This is a genomic window from Rhizobium quercicola (assembly GCF_021168455.1).
GTDB classification, from domain to species: domain Bacteria; phylum Pseudomonadota; class Alphaproteobacteria; order Rhizobiales; family Rhizobiaceae; genus Ferranicluibacter; species Ferranicluibacter quercicola.
In genome coordinates this window covers 68,330-91,076 of record NZ_JAJOZR010000003.1, presented here as the reverse complement: position 1 = coordinate 91,076, position 22,747 = coordinate 68,330, and the positions used below count along the sequence as shown (strand labels likewise).

Annotated in this window: 21 protein-coding genes, 1 tRNA gene and 1 pseudogene; 7 read left to right on the top strand and 16 right to left on the bottom strand. The window is 64.4% G+C overall.

All coding sequences use genetic code 11. From position 1 onward, the window contains the following. Nucleotides 1-2 precede the first annotated feature (2 nt). The gene (nirD, locus tag LRX75_RS05655; protein WP_231812617.1) at nucleotides 3-395 is read left to right on the top strand and encodes a nitrite reductase small subunit NirD; all 393 of its coding nucleotides are present in this window, start codon (nucleotides 3-5) and stop codon (nucleotides 393-395) included. A gap of 7 nt (nucleotides 396-402) precedes the next feature. On the opposite strand, the gene LRX75_RS05650 is transcribed toward nirD, so the two are convergent. Both LRX75_RS05650 and LRX75_RS05645 read right to left on the bottom strand, forming a co-directional pair. Continuing rightward, the gene (locus LRX75_RS05650; protein ID WP_231812615.1) at nucleotides 403-801 is read right to left on the bottom strand and encodes a type II toxin-antitoxin system HicB family antitoxin; all 399 of its coding nucleotides are present in this window, start codon (nucleotides 799-801) and stop codon (nucleotides 403-405) included. 17 nt (nucleotides 802-818) lie between these two features. Next, a complete protein-coding gene (locus LRX75_RS05645; protein ID WP_231812613.1) occupies nucleotides 819-1,004 on the bottom strand; it encodes a type II toxin-antitoxin system HicA family toxin in 186 nt (61 codons plus the stop codon). 95 nt (nucleotides 1,005-1,099) lie between these two features. On the opposite strand from LRX75_RS05645, the gene LRX75_RS05640 reads away from it, so the two are divergent. Both LRX75_RS05640 and cysG read left to right on the top strand, forming a co-directional pair. Beyond that, a complete protein-coding gene (locus tag LRX75_RS05640; protein WP_231812611.1) occupies nucleotides 1,100-3,802 on the top strand; it encodes a nitrate reductase in 2,703 nt (900 codons plus the stop codon). Next, complete coding sequence (gene cysG / locus LRX75_RS05635; protein WP_231812609.1) at nucleotides 3,774-5,336, top strand: siroheme synthase CysG; 1,563 nt, start codon at nucleotides 3,774-3,776, stop codon at nucleotides 5,334-5,336. The genes LRX75_RS05640 and cysG overlap by 29 nt, the downstream gene beginning before the upstream one ends. Here the strand turns inward: cysG and LRX75_RS05630 are convergent. After that, nucleotides 5,329-6,909, bottom strand: a complete 1,581-nt coding sequence (locus LRX75_RS05630; protein ID WP_231812607.1) for a gamma-glutamyltransferase family protein — start codon at nucleotides 6,907-6,909, stop codon at nucleotides 5,329-5,331. The two genes, cysG and LRX75_RS05630, sit on opposite strands and share 8 nt — an antisense overlap. Nucleotides 6,910-7,119: 210 nt before the next feature. On the opposite strand from LRX75_RS05630, the gene LRX75_RS05625 reads away from it, so the two are divergent. The 3 genes from LRX75_RS05625 (at nucleotide 7,120) to LRX75_RS05615 (ending at nucleotide 9,705) form a co-directional block, all read left to right on the top strand. Then, complete coding sequence (locus tag LRX75_RS05625) at nucleotides 7,120-8,370, top strand: amidohydrolase family protein (protein WP_231812605.1); 1,251 nt, start codon at nucleotides 7,120-7,122, stop codon at nucleotides 8,368-8,370. A gap of 65 nt (nucleotides 8,371-8,435) precedes the next feature. After that, on the top strand, nucleotides 8,436-9,035 hold the full coding sequence (locus LRX75_RS05620; protein WP_338110274.1) for a nucleoside deaminase: 600 nt from the start codon (nucleotides 8,436-8,438) through the stop codon (nucleotides 9,033-9,035). Between the two features lie 367 nt (nucleotides 9,036-9,402). After that, nucleotides 9,403-9,705: a hypothetical protein gene (locus LRX75_RS05615; RefSeq protein ID WP_231812603.1), complete on the top strand. Its 303-nt coding sequence runs from the start codon at nucleotides 9,403-9,405 to the stop codon at nucleotides 9,703-9,705. Here the strand turns inward: LRX75_RS05615 and LRX75_RS05610 are convergent. The 3 genes from LRX75_RS05610 to LRX75_RS05600 form a co-directional block, all read right to left on the bottom strand. Beyond that, nucleotides 9,690-10,448: a DUF2958 domain-containing protein gene (locus tag LRX75_RS05610; RefSeq protein ID WP_231812602.1), complete on the bottom strand. Its 759-nt coding sequence runs from the start codon at nucleotides 10,446-10,448 to the stop codon at nucleotides 9,690-9,692. The genes LRX75_RS05615 and LRX75_RS05610 overlap by 16 nt on opposite strands. 309 nt (nucleotides 10,449-10,757) lie before the next feature. Next, a complete protein-coding gene (locus LRX75_RS05605) occupies nucleotides 10,758-11,327 on the bottom strand; it encodes a DUF6641 family protein (protein WP_231812600.1) in 570 nt (189 codons plus the stop codon). A 15-nt stretch (nucleotides 11,328-11,342) separates the two neighbouring features. Further along, nucleotides 11,343-12,902 (bottom strand): flagellar hook protein FlgE, encoded by a 1,560-nt coding sequence (locus LRX75_RS05600; RefSeq protein WP_231812598.1) that lies wholly within the window; start codon nucleotides 12,900-12,902, stop codon nucleotides 11,343-11,345. Between the two features lie 407 nt (nucleotides 12,903-13,309). On the opposite strand from LRX75_RS05600, the gene LRX75_RS05595 reads away from it, so the two are divergent. Next, nucleotides 13,310-14,782, top strand: coding sequence for a recombinase family protein (locus LRX75_RS05595; RefSeq protein WP_231812596.1), 1,473 nt, complete (start codon nucleotides 13,310-13,312; stop codon nucleotides 14,780-14,782). A 9-nt stretch (nucleotides 14,783-14,791) separates the two neighbouring features. Here LRX75_RS05595 and LRX75_RS05590 read toward each other — a convergent pair whose 3' ends face one another. The 10 genes and pseudogenes from LRX75_RS05590 to murA form a co-directional block, all read right to left on the bottom strand. After that, on the bottom strand, nucleotides 14,792-16,108 hold the full coding sequence (locus LRX75_RS05590) for a tyrosine-type recombinase/integrase (protein ID WP_231812594.1): 1,317 nt from the start codon (nucleotides 16,106-16,108) through the stop codon (nucleotides 14,792-14,794). A gap of 192 nt (nucleotides 16,109-16,300) precedes the next feature. Next, nucleotides 16,301-16,376 (bottom strand) — tRNA-Phe (locus LRX75_RS05585). A 340-nt stretch (nucleotides 16,377-16,716) separates the two neighbouring features. Continuing rightward, nucleotides 16,717-16,941, bottom strand: a pseudogene (gene yacG / locus LRX75_RS05580) (DNA gyrase inhibitor YacG); the annotation flags it as partial. A gap of 61 nt (nucleotides 16,942-17,002) precedes the next feature. After that, nucleotides 17,003-17,623, bottom strand: coding sequence for a Maf-like protein (locus LRX75_RS05575; protein ID WP_231812592.1), 621 nt, complete (start codon nucleotides 17,621-17,623; stop codon nucleotides 17,003-17,005). 265 nt (nucleotides 17,624-17,888) lie between these two features. Continuing rightward, a complete protein-coding gene (infA, locus tag LRX75_RS05570; protein WP_004435948.1) occupies nucleotides 17,889-18,107 on the bottom strand; it encodes a translation initiation factor IF-1 in 219 nt (72 codons plus the stop codon). A 250-nt stretch (nucleotides 18,108-18,357) separates the two neighbouring features. After that, nucleotides 18,358-18,834 carry an arsenate-mycothiol transferase ArsC gene (locus LRX75_RS05565; RefSeq protein WP_113149190.1) on the bottom strand — a complete coding sequence of 159 codons (477 nt, stop codon included), beginning with the start codon at nucleotides 18,832-18,834 and terminating at the stop codon, nucleotides 18,358-18,360. A gap of 3 nt (nucleotides 18,835-18,837) precedes the next feature. Then, nucleotides 18,838-19,314: a UPF0262 family protein gene (locus tag LRX75_RS05560; protein ID WP_113149189.1), complete on the bottom strand. Its 477-nt coding sequence runs from the start codon at nucleotides 19,312-19,314 to the stop codon at nucleotides 18,838-18,840. Further along, nucleotides 19,311-20,615: a histidinol dehydrogenase gene (gene hisD / locus LRX75_RS05555; protein WP_231812590.1), complete on the bottom strand. Its 1,305-nt coding sequence runs from the start codon at nucleotides 20,613-20,615 to the stop codon at nucleotides 19,311-19,313. The genes LRX75_RS05560 and hisD overlap by 4 nt, the downstream gene beginning before the upstream one ends. Nucleotides 20,616-20,749: 134 nt before the next feature. Further along, the gene (locus tag LRX75_RS05550; protein ID WP_231812589.1) at nucleotides 20,750-21,205 is read right to left on the bottom strand and encodes a DUF2948 family protein; all 456 of its coding nucleotides are present in this window, start codon (nucleotides 21,203-21,205) and stop codon (nucleotides 20,750-20,752) included. Nucleotides 21,206-21,328: 123 nt separating this feature from the next. Further along, the gene (murA, locus tag LRX75_RS05545) at nucleotides 21,329-22,621 is read right to left on the bottom strand and encodes a UDP-N-acetylglucosamine 1-carboxyvinyltransferase (RefSeq protein WP_113149186.1); all 1,293 of its coding nucleotides are present in this window, start codon (nucleotides 22,619-22,621) and stop codon (nucleotides 21,329-21,331) included. Nucleotides 22,622-22,747: the final 126 nt, after the last annotated feature.

Sequence of the window (22,747 nt, the reverse complement as noted above, 5' to 3'; positions counted from 1 at the left end):
CCATGGAAACGAAGACCATCCGGGAAGGCGATGCCGCCGGCTTCGAAAGCGGCTTCGGCGTGAACTGGGTCGATATCGGCACGATTCACGACATTCCCCTGCGGGGGGCCCGCTGTGTACGCACCCCCCAAGGCCGCATCGCCGTCTTCCGCACGGCGGATGATCAGGTCTTTGCGATGGAGGACCGTTGCCCCCACAAGGCCGGCCCCCTGTCCCAGGGCATCGTCCATGGCACCTCCGTTACGTGCCCTCTGCACAACATGGTGATCTCGCTGGAAACCGGCAGGGCGCTTGGTGCTGACGAAGGCGAGGTTCGCACGGTGGCCGTGCGCAACCGCGATGGCGTGCTGGCGATCGCGCTCGACAATTTGAAGCTGATGGTTGCGGCGGAGTAGGACGATGTCAGCCGACGGCCTCAATCTCCTTGCGTGCGCAACTCGCCAGAAAGGCGGAGCGGCTCAGCCCTCTTCTTGCAGCCGTTTCGTCGATGGCACGCAAGGTGCCCGCCTCGAATGTGACGTTGGCGCGCACGACCCGCGTATCGTCTTCGATCAGCGGCACGCGAATGAGGAAAGCGCCTTCCGCAAGCTCGGTCCTGATATCCGCGCGTTTGAGGATCGCCTCGACAGTGGAGGGCTCTGGCAGGGGCTCGTCTTCAGCGAACAGGCGCAAAGCCTCGATGGAATGGGCAATCAGGTCCTCTTCCGCATCCGCTGCGGAAAACACGCTCGGCATGTCGGGAAACGATACACCGAAGGCGCTGTCCGGATCCTTGTGGACGAGTGCCAGATAAGACCGCATGGGAGATCTGCCTTTCATCAAATGTGCCAGCCGGCCTGGCGAGCGATGTTGCGCGCCGTGCCGAGCGGCAGGTCCTTTTTGGGATGGGGCACGATGACCGTCCGGTCACCCTTGCGGAACTTGTGGTGCGAACCCGACACCTTGACGAGGTCGAAACCGTCTTCCCTCAGGCGCTGGATGATCCTGCGGCTGTCACGCTCCATGCCCCACCTCGCCAATGCGCATATATATACACACTTACGACGGGTGCTGCAAGATGACAAGCCGTGCTGTTACGCCGTTGAAAGGACCGACCGTCATGCCCGTTGAAACGAAAACCACCTGTCCCTATTGCGGTGTCGGCTGTGGCGTGATCGCTCGCGTCGAGGAGACCGGTGCCGTTTCGGTGCGGGGCGATCCCGATCATCCGGCGAACTTCGGCCGGCTCTGCTCCAAGGGCTCGGCGCTCGCCGAAACCATCGATCTCGACGGTCGCCTGCTGACGCCCGAGATCGCCGGCGCGCCTGCGTCCTGGGATGCGGCGCTCGATCTCGTTGCCACGACCTTCGCCGACACCATCCGCCAGCACGGACCGGATTCGGTCGCATTCTACGTCTCCGGCCAGCTCCTGACCGAAGACTATTATGTCGCCAACAAGCTGATGAAGGGGTTCATCGGCTCGGCGAACATCGACACCAATTCCCGCCTCTGCATGTCCTCCTCGGTGGCCGGTCACCGGCGCGCCTTCGGGTCGGATACGGTGCCGGGCACCTATGCGGATATCGAGCTTGCCGATCTCGTGGTGCTCACCGGCTCCAATCTCGCCTGGTGCCACCCGGTCATCTATCAGCGCCTCGCCGCCGCCAAGGCTGCCCGGCCGGAGATGAACGTCGTCGTCATCGATCCGCGCCGCACCGCGACGAGCGATATCGCCGACCTGCACCTCTCGATCCTGCCCGATGGCGACACGGCACTGTTCGGCGGACTGCTGACCGATCTTGCCGCGAGAGGCAAGCTCGACCGGACCTTCATCAGCGACCACACGCACGGCTTCGATGCGGCCCTCTCCCGCGTCGCACATCTCGGCATTCCCGACGTGTCCGAGGCGACGGGGCTCAATGCCGCGGACATCGCGGCTTTCTATTCCCTGTTCGCGACCAGCGAGCGGGTCGTCACCTGCTACAGCCAGGGGGTCAACCAGTCCTCTTCCGGCAGCGACAAGGTCAATGCCATCATCAACTGTCACCTCGCCACCGGCCGCATCGGCCGGCCCGGCATGGGGCCGTTCTCGCTCACCGGGCAGCCGAATGCCATGGGCGGACGCGAGGTCGGCGGTCTCGCCAATATGCTCGCCGCCCATATGGCGATCGAGAGCGCGGAGGATCGCGACACGGTCCAGCGCTTCTGGCAGTCGCCGGTCATCGCCGATAAACAGGGCCTGAAAGCCGTCGATCTCTTTCGCGCCGTTGCGGATGGCCGGGTAAAGGCGATCTGGATCATGGCGACCAATCCCGTCGTCTCCATGCCGGAAGCCGATCTCGTCCGGGCCGCGCTGGCGGCCTGTCCCTTCGTCGTCGTCTCCGACGTCATCGCCGAGACCGACACGACGGCGCATGCCCATGTCCTGCTGCCATCGCTCGGCTGGGGTGAAAAGCACGGCACGGTGACGAACTCCGAGCGACGTCTCTCGCGCCAGCGGGCGTTTCTCTCCGCACCGGGCGAGGCAAAAGCCGATTGGTGGCAGATGGCTGAGGTGGCCCGGCGCATGGGCTTTGGCGCCGCCTTCGATTTTGCCGGCCCGGCCGCCGTTTTTGCCGAGCACGCGGCACTCTCCGGCTTCGAGAACGAGGGACGGCGCGATTTCGACATCGGCGCTCATGCCGATATCACGGAAGACGCCTACGACGTGCTCGCGCCCTTCCAGTGGCCGCAGCCGGCGGGGGTGGCGCCGCAGATGGCCGACAGCCGCTTCTTCGCAGACGGTCGCTTTTACCATCCGGATGGCCGCGCGCGCTTCGTGGCCGTCGCTCCCGCACGGGAGCAACGGACAACGGCAGCGCATCCCTTCGCGCTCAACACCGGCCGCATTCGCGACCAGTGGCACACGATGACGCGAACCGGCAAGACGGCGCGCCTGACCGCGCATTTCGCCGAACCCTTCGTGGAAATGCATCCCGACGACGCCGAGGCGCTCGGCCTGACGCCGGCGGATCTCGTGGTGCTGGAAAGCCCGCAGGGGCAGGCGGTGCTGCGTGCCCTCGTGACGCCGCGCCAGAAGCCGGGGCACCTCTTTGCGCCCATGCACTGGAACGACCAGTTCGCCTCCGCCGCCCGTATCGATGCGCTGGTGCCGGGACGGGTGGATCCCGTGTCCGGCCAGCCCGCCTCCAAGCATGTGGCCGTCAAGGCGGCGAAGCTCGATGTCGGGCTCTACGGCTTCGCCATCTCGGTCGAAAAACCCGATATCTCCAGATCCTCTCATCCGCTCGCCTATCACGCCCTTGCCCGGGCGATCGGCGGCTGGCGGATGGAGTTTGCGGCTGCACCCCTGCCTCTCGGGGAGGAGGGCGGGATGCAGGATCGCGACTGGACCGGGTGGAGTGTCGAGACGCTCGGCATTCCCCCGGGCCTTGAACCCCTCGGCTACCGCGATGCCGTTACCGGCCATATCCGGCTGGCCTTCTTCGACGGCGAGCGGCTGCTTGCCGCCGTCTTCCTCAGCCCGCGCCCCGTCGCCGTCGCCAGAAACTGGGCCATCGCCCAGCTCGGCGCCGCCCATGCCGATCTGCGCCGCCGCTTTGCGGTCGTCGCAGGCCGCCCGGGCGCCGAGGCCGTCGATCCCGGCGCGACGGTCTGTTCCTGCTTCAACGTCGGCATCAACCAGATCGTCACCGCAGCGGCCGGCGGCTGCTGCACGGTGGAGGCCATCGGCAAAGCCCTCAACGCCGGCACCAATTGCGGCTCCTGCCGCGCAGAGATCAGGGAGATCCTCAATGGAACGCGTATCGCTGCTGCAGAGTGACGCAAACGGCGCCCGCGAGGTCTCGCCCGCCCGGACGGCCGCCCGCGTCGAGGCGCTGGCAAAGCTCCCCGTCTTCTGGGGGCTGGAGGGCAAGCGCGTCGTCCTGGCCGGCGGCACGGAAGGCGCATGCTGGAAGGCCGAACTTCTGGCCGCCTGCGGCGCCGAGGTTCACGTCTATGCCCCTGACGACACGCTCTGCGACGTCTTCGCCGACATGCTCCTGCGCCATGCGGCCGACAGCGCGACGGGGCAGGCGCGCGGCGCCTTCGTCCACCACGCGCAGGGGTGGACGGCCGGCGTCTTGGCCGGTGCCGCCCTGGCCATCGCCGATTGCGAGGAGGACGACGAAGCGCGCGCATTCCACGCCGCGGCGATTGCCGCCGGCGTGCCGGTCAACGTCATCGACAAGCCGGCCTTCTGCCAGTTCCAGTTCGGCTCCATCGTCAACCGCTCGCCCGTCGTCGTCGCGATCTCCACCGATGGCGCCGCGCCGATCCTCGCGCAGGCGATCCGCCGCCGCATCGAGACGCTCCTGCCGCAGAGCCTCAAGGGCTGGTCGGCACTGGCGCAATCATTGCGCGACGCTGTCGCCATGCGCCTGCACCCGGGCCCGGAGCGGCGCGCCTTCTGGGAGCGCTTCGTTGATCGGGCCTTCACCAGCGTTCCCACACCGCAGAGCGCGGCAGATCTCGTCGCCGAAGCCGATCGCCTGGCCGCAGGGCGCCGGGAAACGCGTGACGGACCGGCGCCCGGCAAAGTGACGCTGGTCGGCGCGGGTCCGGGCGATGCGGAATTGCTGACGCTGAAGGCTGTGCGCGCACTGCAGGCCGCCGATGTCATCCTGTTCGACGATCTCGTGTCCGGCGATGTGCTGGAACTGGCCCGACGCGAGGCCAAGCGCATGCTGGTCGGCAAGCGGGGCGGCCGGACCAGCTGCAAGCAGGAAGACATCAACGCCATGATGGTGACCTTCGCCAAGGCCGGCAAGACCGTGGTTCGCCTGAAGAGCGGCGATCCCATGGTGTTCGGCCGCGCCGGCGAGGAGATCGCCTGTCTGGAGGCGCACGGCATTCCGGTGGATGTCGTGCCCGGCATCACGGCCGCCAGCGCGCTCGCCTCCCGCCTCGGCGTGTCGCTGACCCACCGCGATCACACCCATGCCGTCCGCTTCATCACCGGCCATTCGCGCAAGGGCTGCCTGCCGACCGATGTCGACTGGCGCGCCTGCGCCGACCCGCGCACCACGACCGTCTTCTACATGGGCGGCCGCACGGCCCCCGCCATCGCCGAGCGCCTGATGGCCGAGGGTATGGCGGGCAATATGCCGGTGGTCATCGCCTCCGACATCAGCCGCGCGGAGGAACGGCGCTGGCATGGCACGGTATCGACCATGCACATCGGCATCGCCGAGATCGGCTACGACAATCCGGTCCTCATCGGCGTCGGAAGCGTCTTTCCCAGAGCCTCCGCCGAAAGCCATATGGTGGCCCCGGACGACAGCTCGGAATGCCCGCTGCAGCGGATCTCTATTTAGCCGGCGACATATCCGTGTTGACGGCGACGGCAGTGCCATCCCCGCGCGGATCATGCGCGCCATCGAGCGTGCCGTCCGCATTGACGCGGATGACGCCCGCCTGTCCGGCGATCGGGCTTTGCGCGGGCAGCGGCGACAGCAGATGGCCGCGAGCCGCGAGCGTTTCGAAAACCGCCTCGCCGGCATCTGCTTCGAGCTTCAGGCTGTCGCGGCTGTCGGAAAAGGTCTTGCCGAGAAGAAACCGCGGGCCGGCAAGCGCCTGTGCCGGATCCTCGCCGAAATCGATCAGCCGGGTGAGAAGCATGGCTAGCGTCTGCGGCTGCCCGTCGGCCCCTTGCGTTCCGTAGATCAGCGCCGGCCGCCCGTCGCGCAGTCCCATGCCGGGGTTGAGCGTGTAGAATGGCCGCTTGCCCGGCGCGAGCACATTGGGATGGCCGCGGTCGAGCGAGAAGGCGGCACCCCGGTTCTGCCAGAGAATGCCGGTATCGCCCACGACCACGCCGCTTCCCCAGTCGAAATAGGTGCTCTGCAGGACGCTGACGCTGCGCCCCCCGGCATCCGTCGCACCGAAGAACACGGTATCGCCCGTGCGAAACACGTGCGGCCAGTCTTGCGCCTGGGCAATATCGATGGCCTGCGCCCGGGCCGCGAGATGGGCTGGATCGAGCAGCGCATCGATCCGCTGCGCGCTGACATCGGGATCGGCAAGGCCGTGCCGGTCGAGAAAGGCCTGCTTCACCGCCTCGACGCAGAGATGCAGATGGTCGGCACCCCCGGCATCGAGCGCCGCCACATCGAACTGCGCGAGAATGCCCATGATGGCCAGCGTCGTCGCGCCCTGCGTCGGCGGCGGCGGCGCCAGCAATTCCATGCCGCGATAGAGAAGGCGCGCCGGCGCTTCCTCGCGTGTCCGCGTCTCGGCCAGATCCGCTGCTGTCAGCGGAGACCCGGCCGCGCGCAGCCCGTCGGCGATCGTCTGCGCCAGCGGCCCCTCGTAGAAGGCGCGCGGTCCGTCCGTCGCCAGCCGTTCGAGCGTGCGGGCAAGGCGCGGCTGGCGAAAGATCGTGCCGACCTCGGGCGCAGAACCACCGGGCATGAACACTTCGGCAAAGCCGGGCCAGTTCACCGCCTCCGCCTTGCGGAAGTCGAGCCAGAAGGCCTGCGACGCCGTAACCGGAAACCCGTCTCTCGCAAAGCCGATGGCATCGTCCAGCAGGCGGGCGAAGGTGTGCGTTCCGCCCCAGTGCCGTACGGCGTAGGCATGCGCATGCCCCCAGCTGTCCACCACGCAGGCGCTGGTCAGCGCCGAGCCCGCTCCGCGAAGCGCGATCGCGGTCTCATCGGCAGGACGCCCGGGCAGGTGCCGCGCCGCCTGCCCGATGCCGAGAAAGCAGCTCCGCCGCCCGTCGGGATCCGCGACGATCCAGACGGCATCGCCGCCAAGGCCGCAAAAGTGCGGGTAGAGCACGGCGATGGCAGCACCGGTTGCGATACAGGCCTCGATCGCATTGCCCCCCTCGCGCAACACCCGTGCCCCGGCCTCGCTCGCCAGACCATGCGGACTGGTGACCATTCCGCCGCGACCTCGCACAGAGGCCTTGGCCGCCATCCCAGACCTTTCCGTGGATTGCTGAGTGCTCATCGCTTCATCGCCATCTCCGGCCTTGCGTTCCCGCAAGAACCCGTTTCAACTTCGCCGACCCCCGGAGCGCCGCGCGTCCACCAGTATGCGCAAAGGCCGCTCCTGCTACAGGGTCTGCACCCGAGCGATCGCGAGGCAACAATGACCATCGATTTCGTGATCCGCAATGCCCGCCTGCAGGGACGGCAGGGCATAACCGATATCGCGTTCGAAGACGGCGTCATCGCCGGCATCGCCGACAACCGGGCGCGAACCTTCGTCTGCGATGCGCCGGAACGGGATGCCAAGGGGCAGTTTCTCTGCCGCGGCCTTGTCGAGACCCACCTGCATCTCGACAAGGCCGGCATCATCGGCCGTTGCACGCTCTGCACCGGCACGCTGGCCGAAGCCGTCGCCGAGACCTCGCGCGCCAAAGCCGGTTTCACGCAGGCCGACGTCTACGCACGGGCGGCGGATGTCGTGGAGCAGGCGATCGTCAACGGAACGAACCGCCTCCGCACCTTCGTTGAGATCGACGGACGCGCCGGCTTCCGCTCCTTCGAGGCCATCAAGCAGCTTCGCGACGATTATCGCGCGCTGATCGACATCGAGATCTGCGCCTTCGCGCAGGAAGGCCTGACCAACGACCCCGGCACGCTGGAGATGCTGGATGCGGCACTGCGGTCCGGCGCTGATCTCGTCGGCGGCTGCCCCTATACCGATCCTGATCCGCAGGCACATATCGCCGCCATCTTCGACCTTGCCGAACGGCACGGCGTGCCCGTCGATTTCCACCTGGATTTCGATCTCGACCCCGAAGGCTCGAACCTTCCGACCGTCATCGCCGAGACGCTCCGGCGCGGATATCAGGGCAGGGTCTCCGTCGGCCACGTGACCAAACTCTCCGCGCTGCCGCCGGAGGCCTTTGCCGTGACGGCCGGGAGGATCGCGGATGCCGGCATCGCCGTCACCGTCCTGCCGGCGACCGATCTTTTCCTCACCGGTCGGGCAGCGACGCATCTCGTTCCCCGCGGCGTCACGCCGGCCCACCGCCTCGCAGGCTTCGGCGTGCTCACCACCATTTCCACCAACAATGTGCTGAACCCGTTCACGCCCTTCGGCGACGTCTCGCTGCTGCGCATGGCCAATCTCTACGCGAATGTCGCGCAACTGGGCACGGAACAGGCGCTCGCAGGGGTTTTTGATATGATCACGGTCAATGCGGAACGCCTGCTCGGCCTGGACGCCCTGCCGCCTGCCATCGGCGATCCCGCCACCCTCGTCCTTCTGTCGGCCCCTTCCGCCGCACAGGCCATCGCCGGCCCGGCGACGGCCACGGCCGCCTGGAAGAACGGCCGCCAGAGCTTCGAGCGCCCACCGACCCAGCTCTTCCGCACCCTCCCGACAGACTGAGGCCGCGGAACGTGCCACCGACCGGCGGGCGATCCACGACCCGACGGCAGATCCAGGAGAGCGCCATGTGCGACAGGACGACAGCCGAACAGACATCGACGAACCCGGCAGCACGCGACCGTGGTGCCACTTCCGAGAGCGGCACCACGCAGGTCGTCGCAGCCCCGAACACCCAGCCCGTCACGGGCTCGCCTCTCACCGAAGCCGACGCGCGGTGCCTGCGACAGACCTTCGACATCGCCCGCCGCGCACGGACCCACGGCAACATGCCCTTCGGCGCGCTTCTCACGGGCCCGGACGGCGAGGTTCTGATCGAAATGGAAAACGGCTACTTCCCCGATCTCGACGCCACCGCCCATGCCGAACGCCTGCTCGCGACCGAAGCCTCCAAACGCTACCGAGAGCCCTTTCTCGCCACGTGCACGCTCTATTCCTCGGCCGAACCCTGCGCCATGTGCGCCGGCGCCATCTACTGGACCGGCATCGGCCGCGTCGTCTACGGCCTCTCCGAGCACGCCCTGAAAACCCTCACCGGGGATCACCCCGACAACCCCACCATGGACCTCCCCTCCCGCACCGTCTTTGCCGCGGGGCAGAAGCCGATCGCGGTCGTGGGCCCGTGCCTGGAGGAGGAGGCGGGGGCGGTGCACCACGGGGCCTGGTGAGCGCGGCGCTTGGCCGGCAAGAATAGGCTCGTTCATCCGCGACCGCTGCAAGGTCGTCCATTGCCCGTGGCCTACACCGGATGAGCTTCTACCGCTGGCGCAGACAATTCTGGCTGCAGAAGGCGAGGCCATTTCCGAAGAGAAGCTCTTGCAGGTGCTGGGCGCTGACTACGCTTATATCAGGGGACTAAGCTATCGGCAGATGTTCCAGCGCCTTGAGGAACTGGTCGTTCTGCGAAGGATGCGGGCTTTGCGGAGCAACCCGGCTTAAGACGCCAAGTTGTCGTGAAACACGACAAACCCGGGGCCGGTTCGGCCCCGGTATCCCATTGAACATAAAAATCTCACAGCTTGAAGGAGCAATTCGATGCTTAGCGACGTATTGGCTGATGCCGAGACTGCAATCTATCGTTACCAAACCGAGTGGCCTGACGTATACGCGCCATTGGCTGAGGAAATCGACGCGGTCCGGTGCCGAATGATCTTACTTCAAATGAGGCTCGACCAGGCGGTTTCGGATGACTGGCTTGAGCGCAACCCCATCTATAAGGCGGCTAAGGCTGGGGACCCTGGCCCGCACGATGCCTACATGCGCCATGAAGACGACAGCGTGCTTGAGGCTTATCAACGCGAATTCGCGGCGTTTCTCACTGGTCAATCGAAGTCGTAGTCGCCGTATGCAGTGCGGCCTTGAAGATCCTGCACAGCCGGATTTTCGCGGCATGCCTGATCGAAGAGGCTGCGAACTGCCGCGGATGGTCGCGGCAGTTCGAGCCGGGGTACGTTGCCGCCGAAAGGCGTCTCGCAAAGCTCCGGCTCCGCGGCGATTCGGCCCGTGATCGCGGCGGCTTCCAGATACGCACTGACCGGCATGGTGGCCGAGAATGCATCGTCGCGGACAAGGTTGATGCCGAGCATCGGACGCAACGCCATGATGTCGGAAATCCACAGCGGCTGAAACACAGGCTCGCCATCAGTGAGGTTGTGGAGGACATCGACGGCATGACCGCATAGTCGGCTTCGGGTCAGCAGCATGACGGCGCTGCCGTTGGGATCATAGAGCCGCGCGACAGGCGGAAAGTTCGCGTTCGGCCGGGCATGCCATTGCAATCGACGCAACAGCGTTGTCGGAAACAGCCGCCGATAACGGCCCGGCTCGTCCATCTCATGAACGATGACGGTTTTGCTTTCGGTGAGAGCAAACAGCAGGATCGCCCGCCACGAGAGAGCGGATAGATAGCTGCGCTGGTGCAATTCACCATCGATTTCGTAGCGCAGGTTCAGCGCGGTCCCCTTGCGCTTGATCTTGTAGAAACGTTCGGCTCCCACGTGCAGGTCGGTGGAAAAGAGCATGGCCAAATCGGTTTGCGCTTGCCTGAGTTTCGTGTCGTCATCGCTTGAATGGTTCTGCATAGGGTCTCCGCTCGAATTCGGCGGAAACAAAAATCCAACGGGCGCAAAGGGCGAGCGCAATATGCGGGGAGCGAACCGGCAATGGCGTGCGTGTTTTAGGGCCAAGCCGAGCGGGCTGCGCGCATCAAGCAGACGCACAGACGCTTCAAGGAATGCGATGCAAGGCGAAAACGGTAGCGTGTAGCGTCTCCTAACGAACGCGCGTCCGTGACGCTCTTTGACAGCGTTCCGGCAGGCCGGAACGCATGAAACCCATGGGATCATATGATCCCATGGGCTTCGGATGCATACCCCGCAAAAACGCGCGGCTTACTTGGGCTTGCGCAGCATCTGGCCGCGCTCGACGGCAGCAGCGGTCAGCTGCGTGTCCAGTTCGCCAGCGCGAACCGCTTCAATCACCGTGTCGATGATTTTCGGCAGTGCAGAGAGGTCGCCGATCTCGATGGCGTTCTTGTCTTTGGCGAACTCGATGGTCTTGCCGGCGTAGCGAAGGGCCAGGAAGACCTTGCCGCCGCCATCGGTGAACCAGCCCTGACGCACGCGCTTGGGGGCTTCGACTTCGACGCGCACGCCTTCGGCATTCTTCTTGCGCACGACATGCGTGGGCGTGAACGCCTGACCGGCGATCTTCGCTTCCGCCATCTGCTTCTGCTCGGCGAGTGCTGCGACCATCTTTTCCCGCGAACGCTGCACCGGATCGACCGTTGCGCGAACCGCGACGGCTGAGGTGAGCTTGAGAGCCTTGAGGTGAGACATGCTGTGATCCTTTCCGAAACCGTTGAACGTGTTTCCCGGATACAGCCGTCTGCCAAAAGGGCGAGCAAAGAGTTCTGCCGAGCGATGATAGAACGCACCGCCTGACCACAGTTCGCCGAGCACGTCGGCACAAAGGTATCAGCGCTTCAGGTTGACCAGAGTTTCCAACAACTCTGAACCCGTCTGAAACACCTTGGAGTTGGCCGTGTAGCTTCGCTGAGATTCGATCATGCTCGTCAGTTCCTCGGCGATATCGACGTTGGAATTTTCCAGCGAGCCGGAAATGATGCTGCCGTAGCCGTTGCTGCCGGCATAACCCATGACGACCGCACCGGAATTGCTGCTCTGCGCATAAACGTTGCCCGACAGCGGCTCCAGGTGGTCGGGGCTTTGCACCGAGGCCATGGCGATACGGTATTTGGGCGTCAGTTTGCCGTTGTCGTATTTTACCGAGAGCACACCGTCGTCGCTGATCTCGTAGCTGGCAGCTTTGGAGGCCGACGTGCCGTCGATCTTGCCGTTCGACACGGTGAAGTCCGAAGCAAGTTGGGTCGATCCGGAAATATCGATCGCGAGGCCTTCAAGAACCGTGCCGCCGGAAACGGTTGCGACCGTTTGCACGCTGGCGGGGCCGATCAGTCGTCCATTGGTGTCGAAGAGAAGATTGATCGGGCTGCCTGTTTCGTTCCCGTTGGACGAAGTGACGGGGATGTGCGGCCCCGGGGAGTTTCTGATCTGAGATAGATCGATGCGAATAGATGGAAGCGTCGCGCCGGCGAAGGTCGAGGCGGTCGTTTGCAGAATGGGGTCTGTGGTCAAATTGCCGGTGCTATCGAAATCCAGAACCCGACTGGCAATGACGCCGGATGTCGATGTGTCGATGACATCCAAAGCCCAGCTCGTCGGGGAAATCCTCGTGTATGTGTAGTTGACCTGTCGGCCAATGCCTTGCTCATCGACGGTCCAGTCAGGAACTGCCAAGGGGCTTGGCGCCCCGTCGAGCGACCCGTGGACCACCGCGTCGCTTGTTGTCGTGAATTTCGTAAGAGAGAATGAACCTTCGCTAACCTGTAGGCGCCAGGCATTGTCATCGGTCTTTTCGTACTGGAATTCGATCTTTCGTGTGTTGCCCTGGCTGTCGTAGGCAACGAGCGAGGTCGCTTTTTCGTAGCCGACATCGGCATTCGACGGCAGGTTCGCATCCAAGACACCGCTCGTGGAGCCTGTTGCGGTCAACGCCTGCTCTGCGAGAGTGATCTGCGAAAGGCCAGAAAAGCCGTTGACGACAATGGTCGGGTCCTTGGTCGAGGAATATTCGTACCCCATCAGGGTAAAGCCGGCCGCGTTGCGCAGCGTTCCGTCATCCACGGGCGTGAACGCACCGGCGCGGGTCAGGTATTCCAGACCGTCGGTGCCCGTGACGACGAAGAACCCCTTGCCGTCGATGGCGAGGTCCGTCACCGAGGTGGTGTCGGTGAAGGTGCCTTGCGCTGAGATCGCGTGGCGGACGTCGGTAGTGATGCCGCCGGAATTGTAGGTGCCACCCGTCGTCGCCAGGATCATCGAAGAGAATTCTGTCGACGCCTTCTTATAGCCGGTCGTGCTCGCATTCGCGATGTTGTCGGCAACCGTGCTCAGGCGGTTCGCCTGCGCATTCATACCGGAAACGCCGGTCCGCATGGTTCCATTTAAGCTCATAAGTGCAGCCCCGCCCGCTCGCTTGCTTCCATTCCGGCAATCCGCCAGCCACACGCGTGTGCGCGTCACAACCATTACGCTCGTGCAAATTAGCGGTTCTGCAATCGCCTGGGTTGCGCTAGCATGGGCTCGAATCGGAGGTGGTTTGAACCACCTTGATGCGCAAGCCGCACCTGCACTCCGTTCAAGCCGGTTACACTCCGCCCTTCACGCTCGCCCGCCCGATAGCCCCATGTTAGCGGATCGCAACATGAGGAGGCCGTCATGGGTACCGACGACAGCAACAGCAGCCCGTTTCCGATCCGAGCGTATTCCTACGTCCGCATGAGCACCCGCAAGCAGCTTCGTGGGGATAGCTTGCGCCGGCAGCTTGAGCGGACGAACACGCTCTGCTTCTGGACGACAGCTTGCAGGACTTGGGCGTCAGCGCGTGGAAGGGTCGGAACTTCAAGACCGGGGCGCTCGGCCGGTTCCTCTCGATGGTCGAGAGTGGGCAGATCCCCAAGGGCAGCTACCTGCTGATCGAAAGCCTCGACAGGTTATCGAGGGAAGCCGTGCCGGATGCGCTGACGCTGTTCATGGCGATCATCAATGCCGGGATTGTCATCGTGACGCTGGGCGAGGATCGGCAGATTTACAGCCGTGACCGGCTCAATGGTGACTGGACCAAGCTCATCATCGGCCTCGCCGTCATGTCGCGGGGACACGAGGAGAGCCAGACCAAAAGCGAACGCATCAGCGCGGTCGCAAAACGCAAGCGAGAACTGGCGCGCGAAGGCAAAGGGCATATCACCAGTATTACCCCCGCTTGGATCGACGCCAAGCGGATTGACGCGAACCGCTACGCGTTCACGTTGAACGACCATGTGAAGACTGTCCGGGCGATCTACGAGATGGCAACGCGCGGTCTCGGTGCGACGGTGATCGCCCGCAAGCTCAATGCGGACGGCATTCCCGCGTTCAAGAGCAAGGATGGTTGGTATCAGAGCGTCATCAAGGCGCTGCTCACCCGGCCGGATGTCATCGGCACGTTCCAGCCGCATCGGATTATCGATAGCAGGCGCGTGCCGGATGGCGAGCCCATCGCGAATTACTTTCCCGCCGCCGTCGACAAGGATGTGTTTCTGCGGGTGCAGGCCAGGCGAAGCAATCCGGGCAAACCCGGCCGCAAGGGCAACACATTCGCCAATCTCTTCACCGGGCTTTGCCATTGCGCCCACTGCGGCGGGCCGATGACCATGAAGATGAGCAGGGTCAAAGAGAATGAAAACGGTCGCTATCTCGTCTGCGCGAACTATGTGCGGGGTCATCGCTGTGTCGATGGCAATCGGCATTTTCGGTATCAGCCGCTGGAGGTGGCGATCCTCGACCATGTCAACGAACTCAACCTTGCGGAGACGCTGCAATCGACGCGGTTCGATGACGCTCATCGCGAGCTTGACGAGAGCATTGCCCGGCTGACGCTTGAACGGGAAGAGCTTCGCAGGAGAGAGCAGCGGTTGGCGCAAGTCATCGAGGATAGTAGCGAACCACCAGATGCGATCGTTGATCTGCTGAAGGTCCGGCAAAGCGAACGGCATGCTGTCGAAGGCGAGCTACGGCACCAGCAGGGAGAACGCCAGCGCCGGTCCATTCGGCACGATAGCCCGATGGAAACCTGCGACCATATCGGCAGGCTGCGTGCGCTGTGGGAGCAAGCCGATGACATCGCCCGCTATGAGCTTCGCTGCGAAACACATGCCGCGATCAGAGAGCTTGTCAGCGAGATCAGCTTTGACAGCCGCACGTACTCGGCCGTCATCGTCGTGGAAAACGGCGTGACCGCCTACCGGGTGCAGGATGGTCGGGTCAGCGGATATTTCCGGGCATTCGCGGCGTAATGTCGGCGCTCACCATTCCTTATGATCCGGCCGCAACTGATCTTTGCGACGCTCGGTGCTGACTTGGCCGTAATGCTTGTCGATCATCGCAATCGACGTCCTCGTGTTTCGGGCGATATCATAGACATCGACGCCGCGCGCGATCATTTCCGAGATGTAATAGTGCCGCAACGAATAGGTGGTGCGCGCCACACCGCGAAAATCTGTCTGTAGATTGCAGACCTTCAATAGCTCGGAAAAGCCCTTCTTGAAGCTCTGAATACGATTACCGTGACGATCGGCGAAAACAGGATCATCGTCTCGCGGTTCGCGTTCGACTTCTCGTTCGAAAGCATCCCAGAGCGCATGAAGCCATGGGATGACGGTCAGGTGCGGGACCAATGCACCGTGCTTGCCTTTGCCCTGCACCTGAAAGCGAACATCCTGGTCTTCCAGCTTGTTTTGCCGTGTCGAGCGGAAACCGACGACATGGCCCCAGTTGAGATTTTTAAGCTCCGTCGGTCGCATTCCCGTACCGGAGGCGATTTCGATATGGGCGTGCAGTTTCAGTCTATCGGAGATGACATGCATGTTCTGTCGGAATTGCCGCCAGACCCTGCCGTCTTTGCCGCGGATCAGCTGTCCTTGCCCGCTATGATCGGGGTAGATGCGTTGCAAGCTCGTGCTGACGAGCAGCTCGAATTCCTCCGGCGTGAAGCTCGGACGGCTGTTATCGACGCGCTTTCGGACCTTGAGGTCTGGAATATCGAGCTTGCCACAATAACCCCATTTGACGGCTTGCTGAAACAAAGCCCGCACGATGGTCAACTCGCCTCGCTGACGGCTGATCGTCGGAACCTCATGGCGTGCCGAACGGCGTAGGATCTTCCCGCCGCGTTCATAGCGAATGAACTCGATATCTTTTCCCGGTCCGCTGACCCAGTAGTTCCGGCGCCATTCCATGTAGCGCCCGATATCCGGTTCGCGGATCGTGTCGATGGGCTTGTTACCGAAAAAACCGATGAGATAGCGGCGAATGACCGGGGGCCAGTCGCGGGGATGATATTCGCTGCGGTCGTTACGCTCGCTCTCGGCGATCACGAGCTTGATGAACTCCTCGGCCACATCCGCGAAGGGACGAACGACGGCGGTGAAGCCATTTTTCACCCGATAGTTCGCCTCGCTCCAGATCTGGTAGGCCCGGTGATGCGCTTCGTCATAGTTTTCCGTTTCGAGGCTTTTTCTGATCTGCTTGCCGCCAGCGGAAAAACGTACCGACCAGATAGCGCCGCCGGTACGCTGAAAGAGGACAAAGGGTTGTTGGGGTTGCTTCGCACGCTGCAACATGAGGCTCTCCAAAATCGGTTACGTTGCTAGCACGCCTGCGTTAAAGCTGCGCTAACCTGCAACCGAAGCAGGCATGATGGGCCTTGAAGGAAAAGAGCAATTTTGCAGGCTGTGCTAGACGTGCGCTAGTGTATTTCCAGCACAAGCGGGATCAAAGAGCACCTTGAAAACCTAGCATTTTCAGCAAGTTAATGGTGCCCGGAGGCGGATTTGAACCACCGACACGCGGATTTTCAATCCGCTGCTCTACCAACTGAGCTATCCGGGCATACCGGCTTCGAAGGTCCCTTCGGACCGTAGGGCTTTGGTTTTCCCCGGGAAGCGAGCGGGGTTATAACATCTTGTTCGGAGGTGTCCAGCGCCAGATGGCGTTTTTCTGACAGAAAATGCGTTTCGGGATCAACGTGTTGATAGACTTCAGCTTCTTCGGCTGTTTCGGGCGCGCGCGAGGGCTGTTCGGCTGCGCTGCGCGGGCTCCTTTTCCCGATCATCTGGGCGGAAGGGCGCACGAAAGGCTGAAGGCGGGGGCGTTCGAAACAAGCTGGCCGTTGTTGCTGTCCGGCGCACTCGATCGCACGGCGGCAAAGATCGTCGTCGGGCGCTGCGGCTTATTCGTCGTCGCGCGTGCTGTTCTGCAGCGTATCGTCGGGATTGTCCTCGTCCTGCGAGACGGGGATGGCATAGGCGCCGGTCAGCCAGCGGCTGAGGTCGAGGTCGCGGCAGCGGTTCGAGCAGAAGGGGTAGTGCTCGCGGTGGGACGGGCGGCCGCATTCGGGGCAGGGCACGGTCTTGCGCAGCGGGGCGACGTTGGATGCGGGTTTGGCGGGTGCGGGGCCGGTGTCGTTGGGGGGCTTGGCGCCGCGCGGCGGCTTGGGGGTCTCGTTGCTCATGGTGTCATCCTTCAAGCCAGGCGTCATGCACGTTGAAGCCCTCGCCGGAGAGAAGGGCGACGGTTTCGGTCAGGGGCAGGCCGACGACATTGGTGTAGGAGCCGACGAGCTTCACCACGAAGCTGCCGGCAATGCCCTGGATGGCATAGCCGCCCGCCTTGCCGCGCCACTGGCCGGAGGCGAGATAGCTTTCGATGTCGTGCGAGGTCAGGCGGCGAAAGCGGACCTTCGTGTCCACGACCTTCTGCCGTACAGAGCCATCCGGCGTGATGAGGCAGATGCCGGTGTAGACACGGTGGCTGCGGCCGGAGAGCAGCGTCAACGCCGCCGTGGCCTCGCCGACACTCTCGGGTTTCTGCAGGATCCGCCGGCCGACGCTGACGACCGTGTCGGCCGCAAGCAGATAGGCGCCGCGCGCCTCGTCCATACCCTTCAGCGCCGCGGCAGCCGCGCGCGCCTTCTCGGCGGAAAGCCGCCAGGCGAGCGAGCGCGGATGCTCCGTGCGCCGCGGGGTCTCGTCGAGATCCATCGGCATCAGGCGTTTGGGCTCGATGCCCACTTGGGCGAGCAGCTCGACGCGGCGCGGCGAGCCGGATGCCAGGATAAGCGTCTGATCGTGTGCCATCGTCTGTCGTTCCCGGATCTCTCCGCGGGGATCTCGACCGGAACCGGTTTCCAGGATCGAGCACCTGCGGCAGGTTACGTTGCGCAGCGGTGTGGCGCAGGTCCACGTCTGCCTCGACACGGCTTTCGCACGGAAACGGTGGATGGTCGAGGCGCCGTGTCGCGACCGCGGCGGAAAACAGGGCGACAGCTCAAAGGCGACCGGACCGCGGTCGATGGCAGCCGTCCCGAGGCCGGCGGTGCGCGCCGTGCCCGTGCCGCCCGCTTTACTTGAAGCGGTAGGTGATACGGCCCTTGGTCAGGTCGTAAGGGGTCATTTCCACCAGCACCTTGTCGCCGGCGAGAACGCGGATGCGGTTCTTGCGCATGCGGCCGGCCGTGTGGGCGATGATCTCGTGTTCGTTCTCCAGCTTGACGCGGAACGTCGCATTGGGCAGCAGTTCGGTTACGACGCCCGGGAATTCGAGGACTTCTTCTTTCGCCATTGACGATTTGTCTTTCCGAGTTTCAGGAAGGCACTGGGCCTCTTTACAAAATTTGCCGGAAACTACACAATCACCGTCCGTTTGTGAACAGCGGCGTTCCGGTTTTCGATCTTTCCGTCAGCAACCAGGGTTCGGCAACGGCAAAACGGCGTCTTTCGACGCTGCAGGCCGGGCACGAAGGCTTCGACGAGGGTCCGTGCGGCCGCCGGAGAACGCCTGTCCTCGCATGCGCGGCTGCGCGTGACCCGCTCTATGGCATCTTGCGCGGCGCTTGTCCAAGCAAACGATGCCGGATGAGACTTTCCAGATGGTCGCGGACGTCGCGATAGGCCGCAAGGATCTGGTCGCGCGTGCCGCGGGTGGCCGTCGGGTCGGCCGTCGGCCAGTATTCGACATCCACCGCCATGGAGCGGGTGAGCTCCAGCGCCGTGTGGTGGGCTTCCGGAGCAAGGGTGACGATCATGTCGAAATAATCGTCCTCGAGCTGGTCCAGCGTGTGCGGCTCGTGGCGTCCGGCGGTCAGGCCCAGCTCGTCCAGCACGACATCCACGAAGGGATCGCGCTCGCCGGTCTTCACGCCTGCGGATGCGATATAGGTGCCGGGCGGCAGAAGCGCCTTCGCCAGCACCTCGGCCATGGGCGAGCGGATGGCATTCATGCCGCACATGAACAGCACCGATCGGGGTGGACTGGCGCCGTCGTCTCGCGGTTCAAGCCCCGGCGCCATCGCCTATCCCCGCCAGTACAGCACGCAGACGAGGGTGAAGAGCCGGCGCGCCGTATCGAAGTCGAGCTTGATCTTGCCCGAAAGCCGATCCATCAGCGTTTGCGAGCCCTCGTTGTGAATGCCGCGCCGGCCCATGTCGATCGCCTCGATCTGGCTCGGCGTCGAGCTGCGGATCGCCTCGTAATAACTCTCGCAGATCATGAAGTAGTCGCGCACGATCCGGCGGAACGGCGTCAGCGACAGGATATGGGTGATGACGTCGCCACCCGCCTCCGTGGTCACGACGAGCACGAGCTTGCTGTCCATCAGCGACAGTTTCAGCCGGTAGGGGCCGCCATCATGACCGATCGGCTCGAAACTGTTTTCCTCGATCAGGTCGAAGATCGCCACCGCCCGCTCATGCTCGACATCGGGCGTCGAGCGGCCGATCGTTTCGTCTAGCACCACGTCGCACAGGCGAAAGGCGGGCGGCTGGCTCATCCCGCGTCTCCGAGGTTGAGCCGGATCGCGACGGAGCGCGCATGCGCCTCCAGCCCTTCCGCACGGGCAAGCGCGATGGCGGCGGGGCCGAGGTCGCGCAGCTCGTCCGGCCCGAGCCGGAGGATCGATGTGCGCTTCATGTAGTCGAGCACGCCGAGACCGGAGGAAAAGCGGGCCGAGCGGGCCGTCGGCAGAACATGGTTGGAGCCGCCGACGTAATCGCCGATGACCTCCGGTGTGTAGCGTCCGATGAAGATCGCCCCGGCATTGCGGATCTGCGGGATCATCGCATCCGCATCGGCGAGCGCCAGCTCGACATGCTCGGCGGCGATCCGGTTGGCGAGATCGGGTGCGGAGGCGAGGTCCTCGACCAGGATGATCGCGCCGAAGTCGCGCCAGCTGCTGCGCGCCGTCTCGGCCCGGGGGAGCGTGGTCAGCTGCCGCTCGACCGCACGCTCCACGGCATCGGCCAGATCGGCGTCGTCGGTGACGAGGATCGACTGCGCGCCCGGATCATGCTCGGCCTGCGCCAGAAGGTCGGCTGCGATCCAGTCCGGATCGTTGTCCTTGTCGGCGATCACGAGCACTTCGGACGGGCCGGCGATCATGTCGATGCCGACGGTGCCGAACACCTGCCGCTTGGCGGCCGCGACGAAGGCATTGCCGGGGCCCATGATCTTGGCGACCGGCGCGATGGTGGCCGTGCCATAGGCAAGCGCTGCGATCGCCTGCGCGCCGCCGATCCGGTGGATCTCCGACACGCCGGCCATGCGGGCCGCGGCCAGCACGGCGGGATTGATCGCGCCGGCCAGCGCCGGCACCACCATGACCACGCGCGGCACGCCCGCGACCTTGGCCGGCAATGCGTTCATCAGCACGGAACTCGGATAGCTCGCGGTTCCCCCGGGGACGTAGAGGCCGACGGCGTCGATCGGCGTCCAGCGCGAGCCGAGGCCGACGCCCATGGCGTCGGTATAGATGTCGTCCTTCGGCAGCTGGCGGGCATGATGCGCCTCGATCCGCACGGCGGCGACCTTGAGCGCGCCCAGCACCTCGGAAGGCACGGCCTCGATGGCGGCATCCACCTCCTCGGCCGTCACGGTCATGGACGTCGAGGAAAGGTCGAGCTTGTCCCATTTCAGCGTGTACTCGGCGAGCGCCGCGTCGCCCCGTTCGCGCACATCGGCGATGATCCGGCGCACGGCGAGGTCGACATCCTCGGACACCTCCCGCTTGGTGGTGAGAAAAGCCGCAAAAGCGGCCTCGAAATCGGAAGCGCGATGATCGAGGCGAATGGCCACTGGGTCTGGTTCCTTCGTATCGGCGGGCGTCGTATCGGATGCGGCATATCAGGCGAAACGGCACCGTCCGGATCGACAGCCGCACGGGCCGCTTCTTCGTCGGGTGCGGACCCGCACCGTTTCAGCTGTCCGGATCAGCTTTCCGGATGATGGGGCCTGAAAGCGGTTTCCCACGCCCCGCCCGTATCCGCAAGCTGTACCTCGATACATTCCACATGCAGCGCGATCGTCGCGTCCCCGGCCAGCACCAGTTCCAGCACGCCGTCGGGGCCTTCGCCCGCGGGCTCGAAGCGCAGGGCCAGCAGCGAGAGCACGGCATCCGTATCCGTTCGCGAAAAGCCGATGGAGCGCACGGAGGTCACCCGGTGAAAGCCGATCACGGCGCGGCGGCGCTCGTTGGTCTTCTTGTCCGGGGTGCCGGTTTTCCCATCGACCGTCTTTTCCCAGACGAACCGGTTCACCACCAGCGCGAAGGTGCCGGTGCGCGGCGCATAGGAGATGCCCTCGACCTTGAAGACCGCATCCTGCACATGGGCGGATATGATCTCGAGGTCCTGCGCGTCGAGCGCCATGAGCTTCAATGTGTCCATGCGATCCTGCCTGTGCGGTTCTGCCTGTCGGGCCATCGGGGTCCGTGGTCCTGTAGCAGAGATAGGTCGCGGCTCATCCTTGCGCAACGGGTGCTTGCGCCGAGAGCCGCGACCGGGGTCGCATCAGTCGGTGACGCGCTCGACGATGGCGCCGCAGCGGGTCAGCTTCTCTTCCAGCCGCTCGAAGCCGCGATCCAGATGGTAGACGCGGGAAACGGTCGTATCGCCCTCGGCCACGAGGCCGGCGATGACGAGCGACACGGAGGCGCGAAGGTCGGTCGCCATGACCGGCGCACCCTTCAGGCGCGGCACGCCCTCGATCTTGGCCGTCTGGCCGGACAGGGTGATGCGCGCGCCGAGGCGGGCAAGCTCCTGCACGTGCATGAACCGGTTTTCGAAGATCGTCTCCGTGATGTGCGAAACGCCGCTGGAGCGCGTCATCAGGCCCATGAACTGCGCCTGCAGGTCGGTCGGGAAGCCGGGGAAGGGATCGGTGACCACATCGACCGGCTTGATGCCGCCGCCGTTGCGATAGACCCGGATGCCGGTTTCCGTCGGCGTGATCTCGGCGCCCGCGCGGCGGATCGCTTCCAGCGCCGTATCGAGCAGGCGCGCATCGGTCCCTTCCAGGATCACGTCGCCGCCGGTCATGGCCACGGCCATGGCGTAGGTGCCGGTTTCGATGCGGTCGGGCAGAACCCGGTGGCGGGCGCCGGAAAGCGAGGTGACCCCTTCGATGGTGATGGTGGAGGTGCCGGCACCGGTGATCTTCGCGCCCATGGCATTCAGGCAATTGGCGAGATCGACCACCTCCGGCTCGCGCGCGGCATTGCCGATCGTCGTCGTGCCATTGGCAAGCGTCGCCGCCATCATCATGACATGCGTCGCGCCGACGGAGACCTTGGGAAACACGTAGCGCGCGCCGATCAGCCCGCCGGTTGGCGCCGTCGCATTGATATAGCCGCTGTCGATCTCGATGTTCGCGCCAAGCGCCGCAAGGCCCTCGATGAACAGGTCGACCGGCCGCGTGCCGATGGCGCAGCCGCCCGGCAGCGACACGCGGGCTCGGCCCTCGCGCGCCAAAAGCGGGCCGATGACCCAGAAGCTCGCCCGCATCTTGGAGACGAGCTCGTAGGGCGCCGTGGTATCGACGATGTTGCGGCAGGTGAAGTGGATCGTGCGGGCATAGCTTTCGCCCTGCCGCTCGCGCCGGCCATTGACCGAAATGTCGGCGCCGTGATTGCCGAGAATGCGGATGAGCTGTTCGACGTCGGCCAGATGCGGCACGTTCTCCAGCGTCAGCGTGTCGTCCGTCAGGAGCGATGCGATCATCAGCGGCAAGGCGGCGTTCTTGGCGCCGGAAATCGGGATGATCCCGTGAAGCTCGTTGCCACCGGTAATTCTGATGCGATCCATGATCGGTCCTCGTCGGGGCTAGGGAGCCCCTGAATAATAGATATGCCGTACGTCGGCAGGAAAGACGGCTTCCATAAAGCAAGCCATGGCAAATGAGAAGCGACCCGCAGGACGCCGAGGCGCAAG

What these genes read in the sequence shown, in the direction of transcription:
- nirD (WP_231812617.1), top strand. Translation starts at nt 3, where the DNA reads ATGGAAACGAAGACCATCCGGGAAGGCGATGCCGCCGGCTTCGAAAGC.
- LRX75_RS05650 (WP_231812615.1), bottom strand. Translation starts at nt 801, where the DNA reads ATGCGGTCTTATCTGGCACTCGTCCACAAGGATCCGGACAGCGCCTTC.
- LRX75_RS05645 (WP_231812613.1), bottom strand. Translation starts at nt 1,004, where the DNA reads ATGGAGCGTGACAGCCGCAGGATCATCCAGCGCCTGAGGGAAGACGGT.
- LRX75_RS05640 (WP_231812611.1), top strand. Translation starts at nt 1,100, where the DNA reads ATGCCCGTTGAAACGAAAACCACCTGTCCCTATTGCGGTGTCGGCTGT.
- cysG (WP_231812609.1), top strand. Translation starts at nt 3,774, where the DNA reads ATGGAACGCGTATCGCTGCTGCAGAGTGACGCAAACGGCGCCCGCGAG.
- LRX75_RS05630 (WP_231812607.1), bottom strand. Translation starts at nt 6,909, where the DNA reads ATGGTCACCAGTCCGCATGGTCTGGCGAGCGAGGCCGGGGCACGGGTG.
- LRX75_RS05625 (WP_231812605.1), top strand. Translation starts at nt 7,120, where the DNA reads ATGACCATCGATTTCGTGATCCGCAATGCCCGCCTGCAGGGACGGCAG.
- LRX75_RS05620 (WP_338110274.1), top strand. Translation starts at nt 8,436, where the DNA reads ATGTGCGACAGGACGACAGCCGAACAGACATCGACGAACCCGGCAGCA.
- LRX75_RS05615 (WP_231812603.1), top strand. Translation starts at nt 9,403, where the DNA reads ATGCTTAGCGACGTATTGGCTGATGCCGAGACTGCAATCTATCGTTAC.
- LRX75_RS05610 (WP_231812602.1), bottom strand. Translation starts at nt 10,448, where the DNA reads ATGCAGAACCATTCAAGCGATGACGACACGAAACTCAGGCAAGCGCAA.
- LRX75_RS05600 (WP_231812598.1), bottom strand. Translation starts at nt 12,902, where the DNA reads ATGAGCTTAAATGGAACCATGCGGACCGGCGTTTCCGGTATGAATGCG.
- LRX75_RS05590 (WP_231812594.1), bottom strand. Translation starts at nt 16,108, where the DNA reads ATGTTGCAGCGTGCGAAGCAACCCCAACAACCCTTTGTCCTCTTTCAG.
- LRX75_RS05575 (WP_231812592.1), bottom strand. Translation starts at nt 17,623, where the DNA reads ATGGCACACGATCAGACGCTTATCCTGGCATCCGGCTCGCCGCGCCGC.
- infA (WP_004435948.1), bottom strand. Translation starts at nt 18,107, where the DNA reads ATGGCGAAAGAAGAAGTCCTCGAATTCCCGGGCGTCGTAACCGAACTG.
- LRX75_RS05565 (WP_113149190.1), bottom strand. Translation starts at nt 18,834, where the DNA reads ATGGCGCCGGGGCTTGAACCGCGAGACGACGGCGCCAGTCCACCCCGA.
- LRX75_RS05560 (WP_113149189.1), bottom strand. Translation starts at nt 19,314, where the DNA reads ATGAGCCAGCCGCCCGCCTTTCGCCTGTGCGACGTGGTGCTAGACGAA.
- LRX75_RS05550 (WP_231812589.1), bottom strand. Translation starts at nt 21,205, where the DNA reads ATGGACACATTGAAGCTCATGGCGCTCGACGCGCAGGACCTCGAGATC.
- murA (WP_113149186.1), bottom strand. Translation starts at nt 22,621, where the DNA reads ATGGATCGCATCAGAATTACCGGTGGCAACGAGCTTCACGGGATCATC.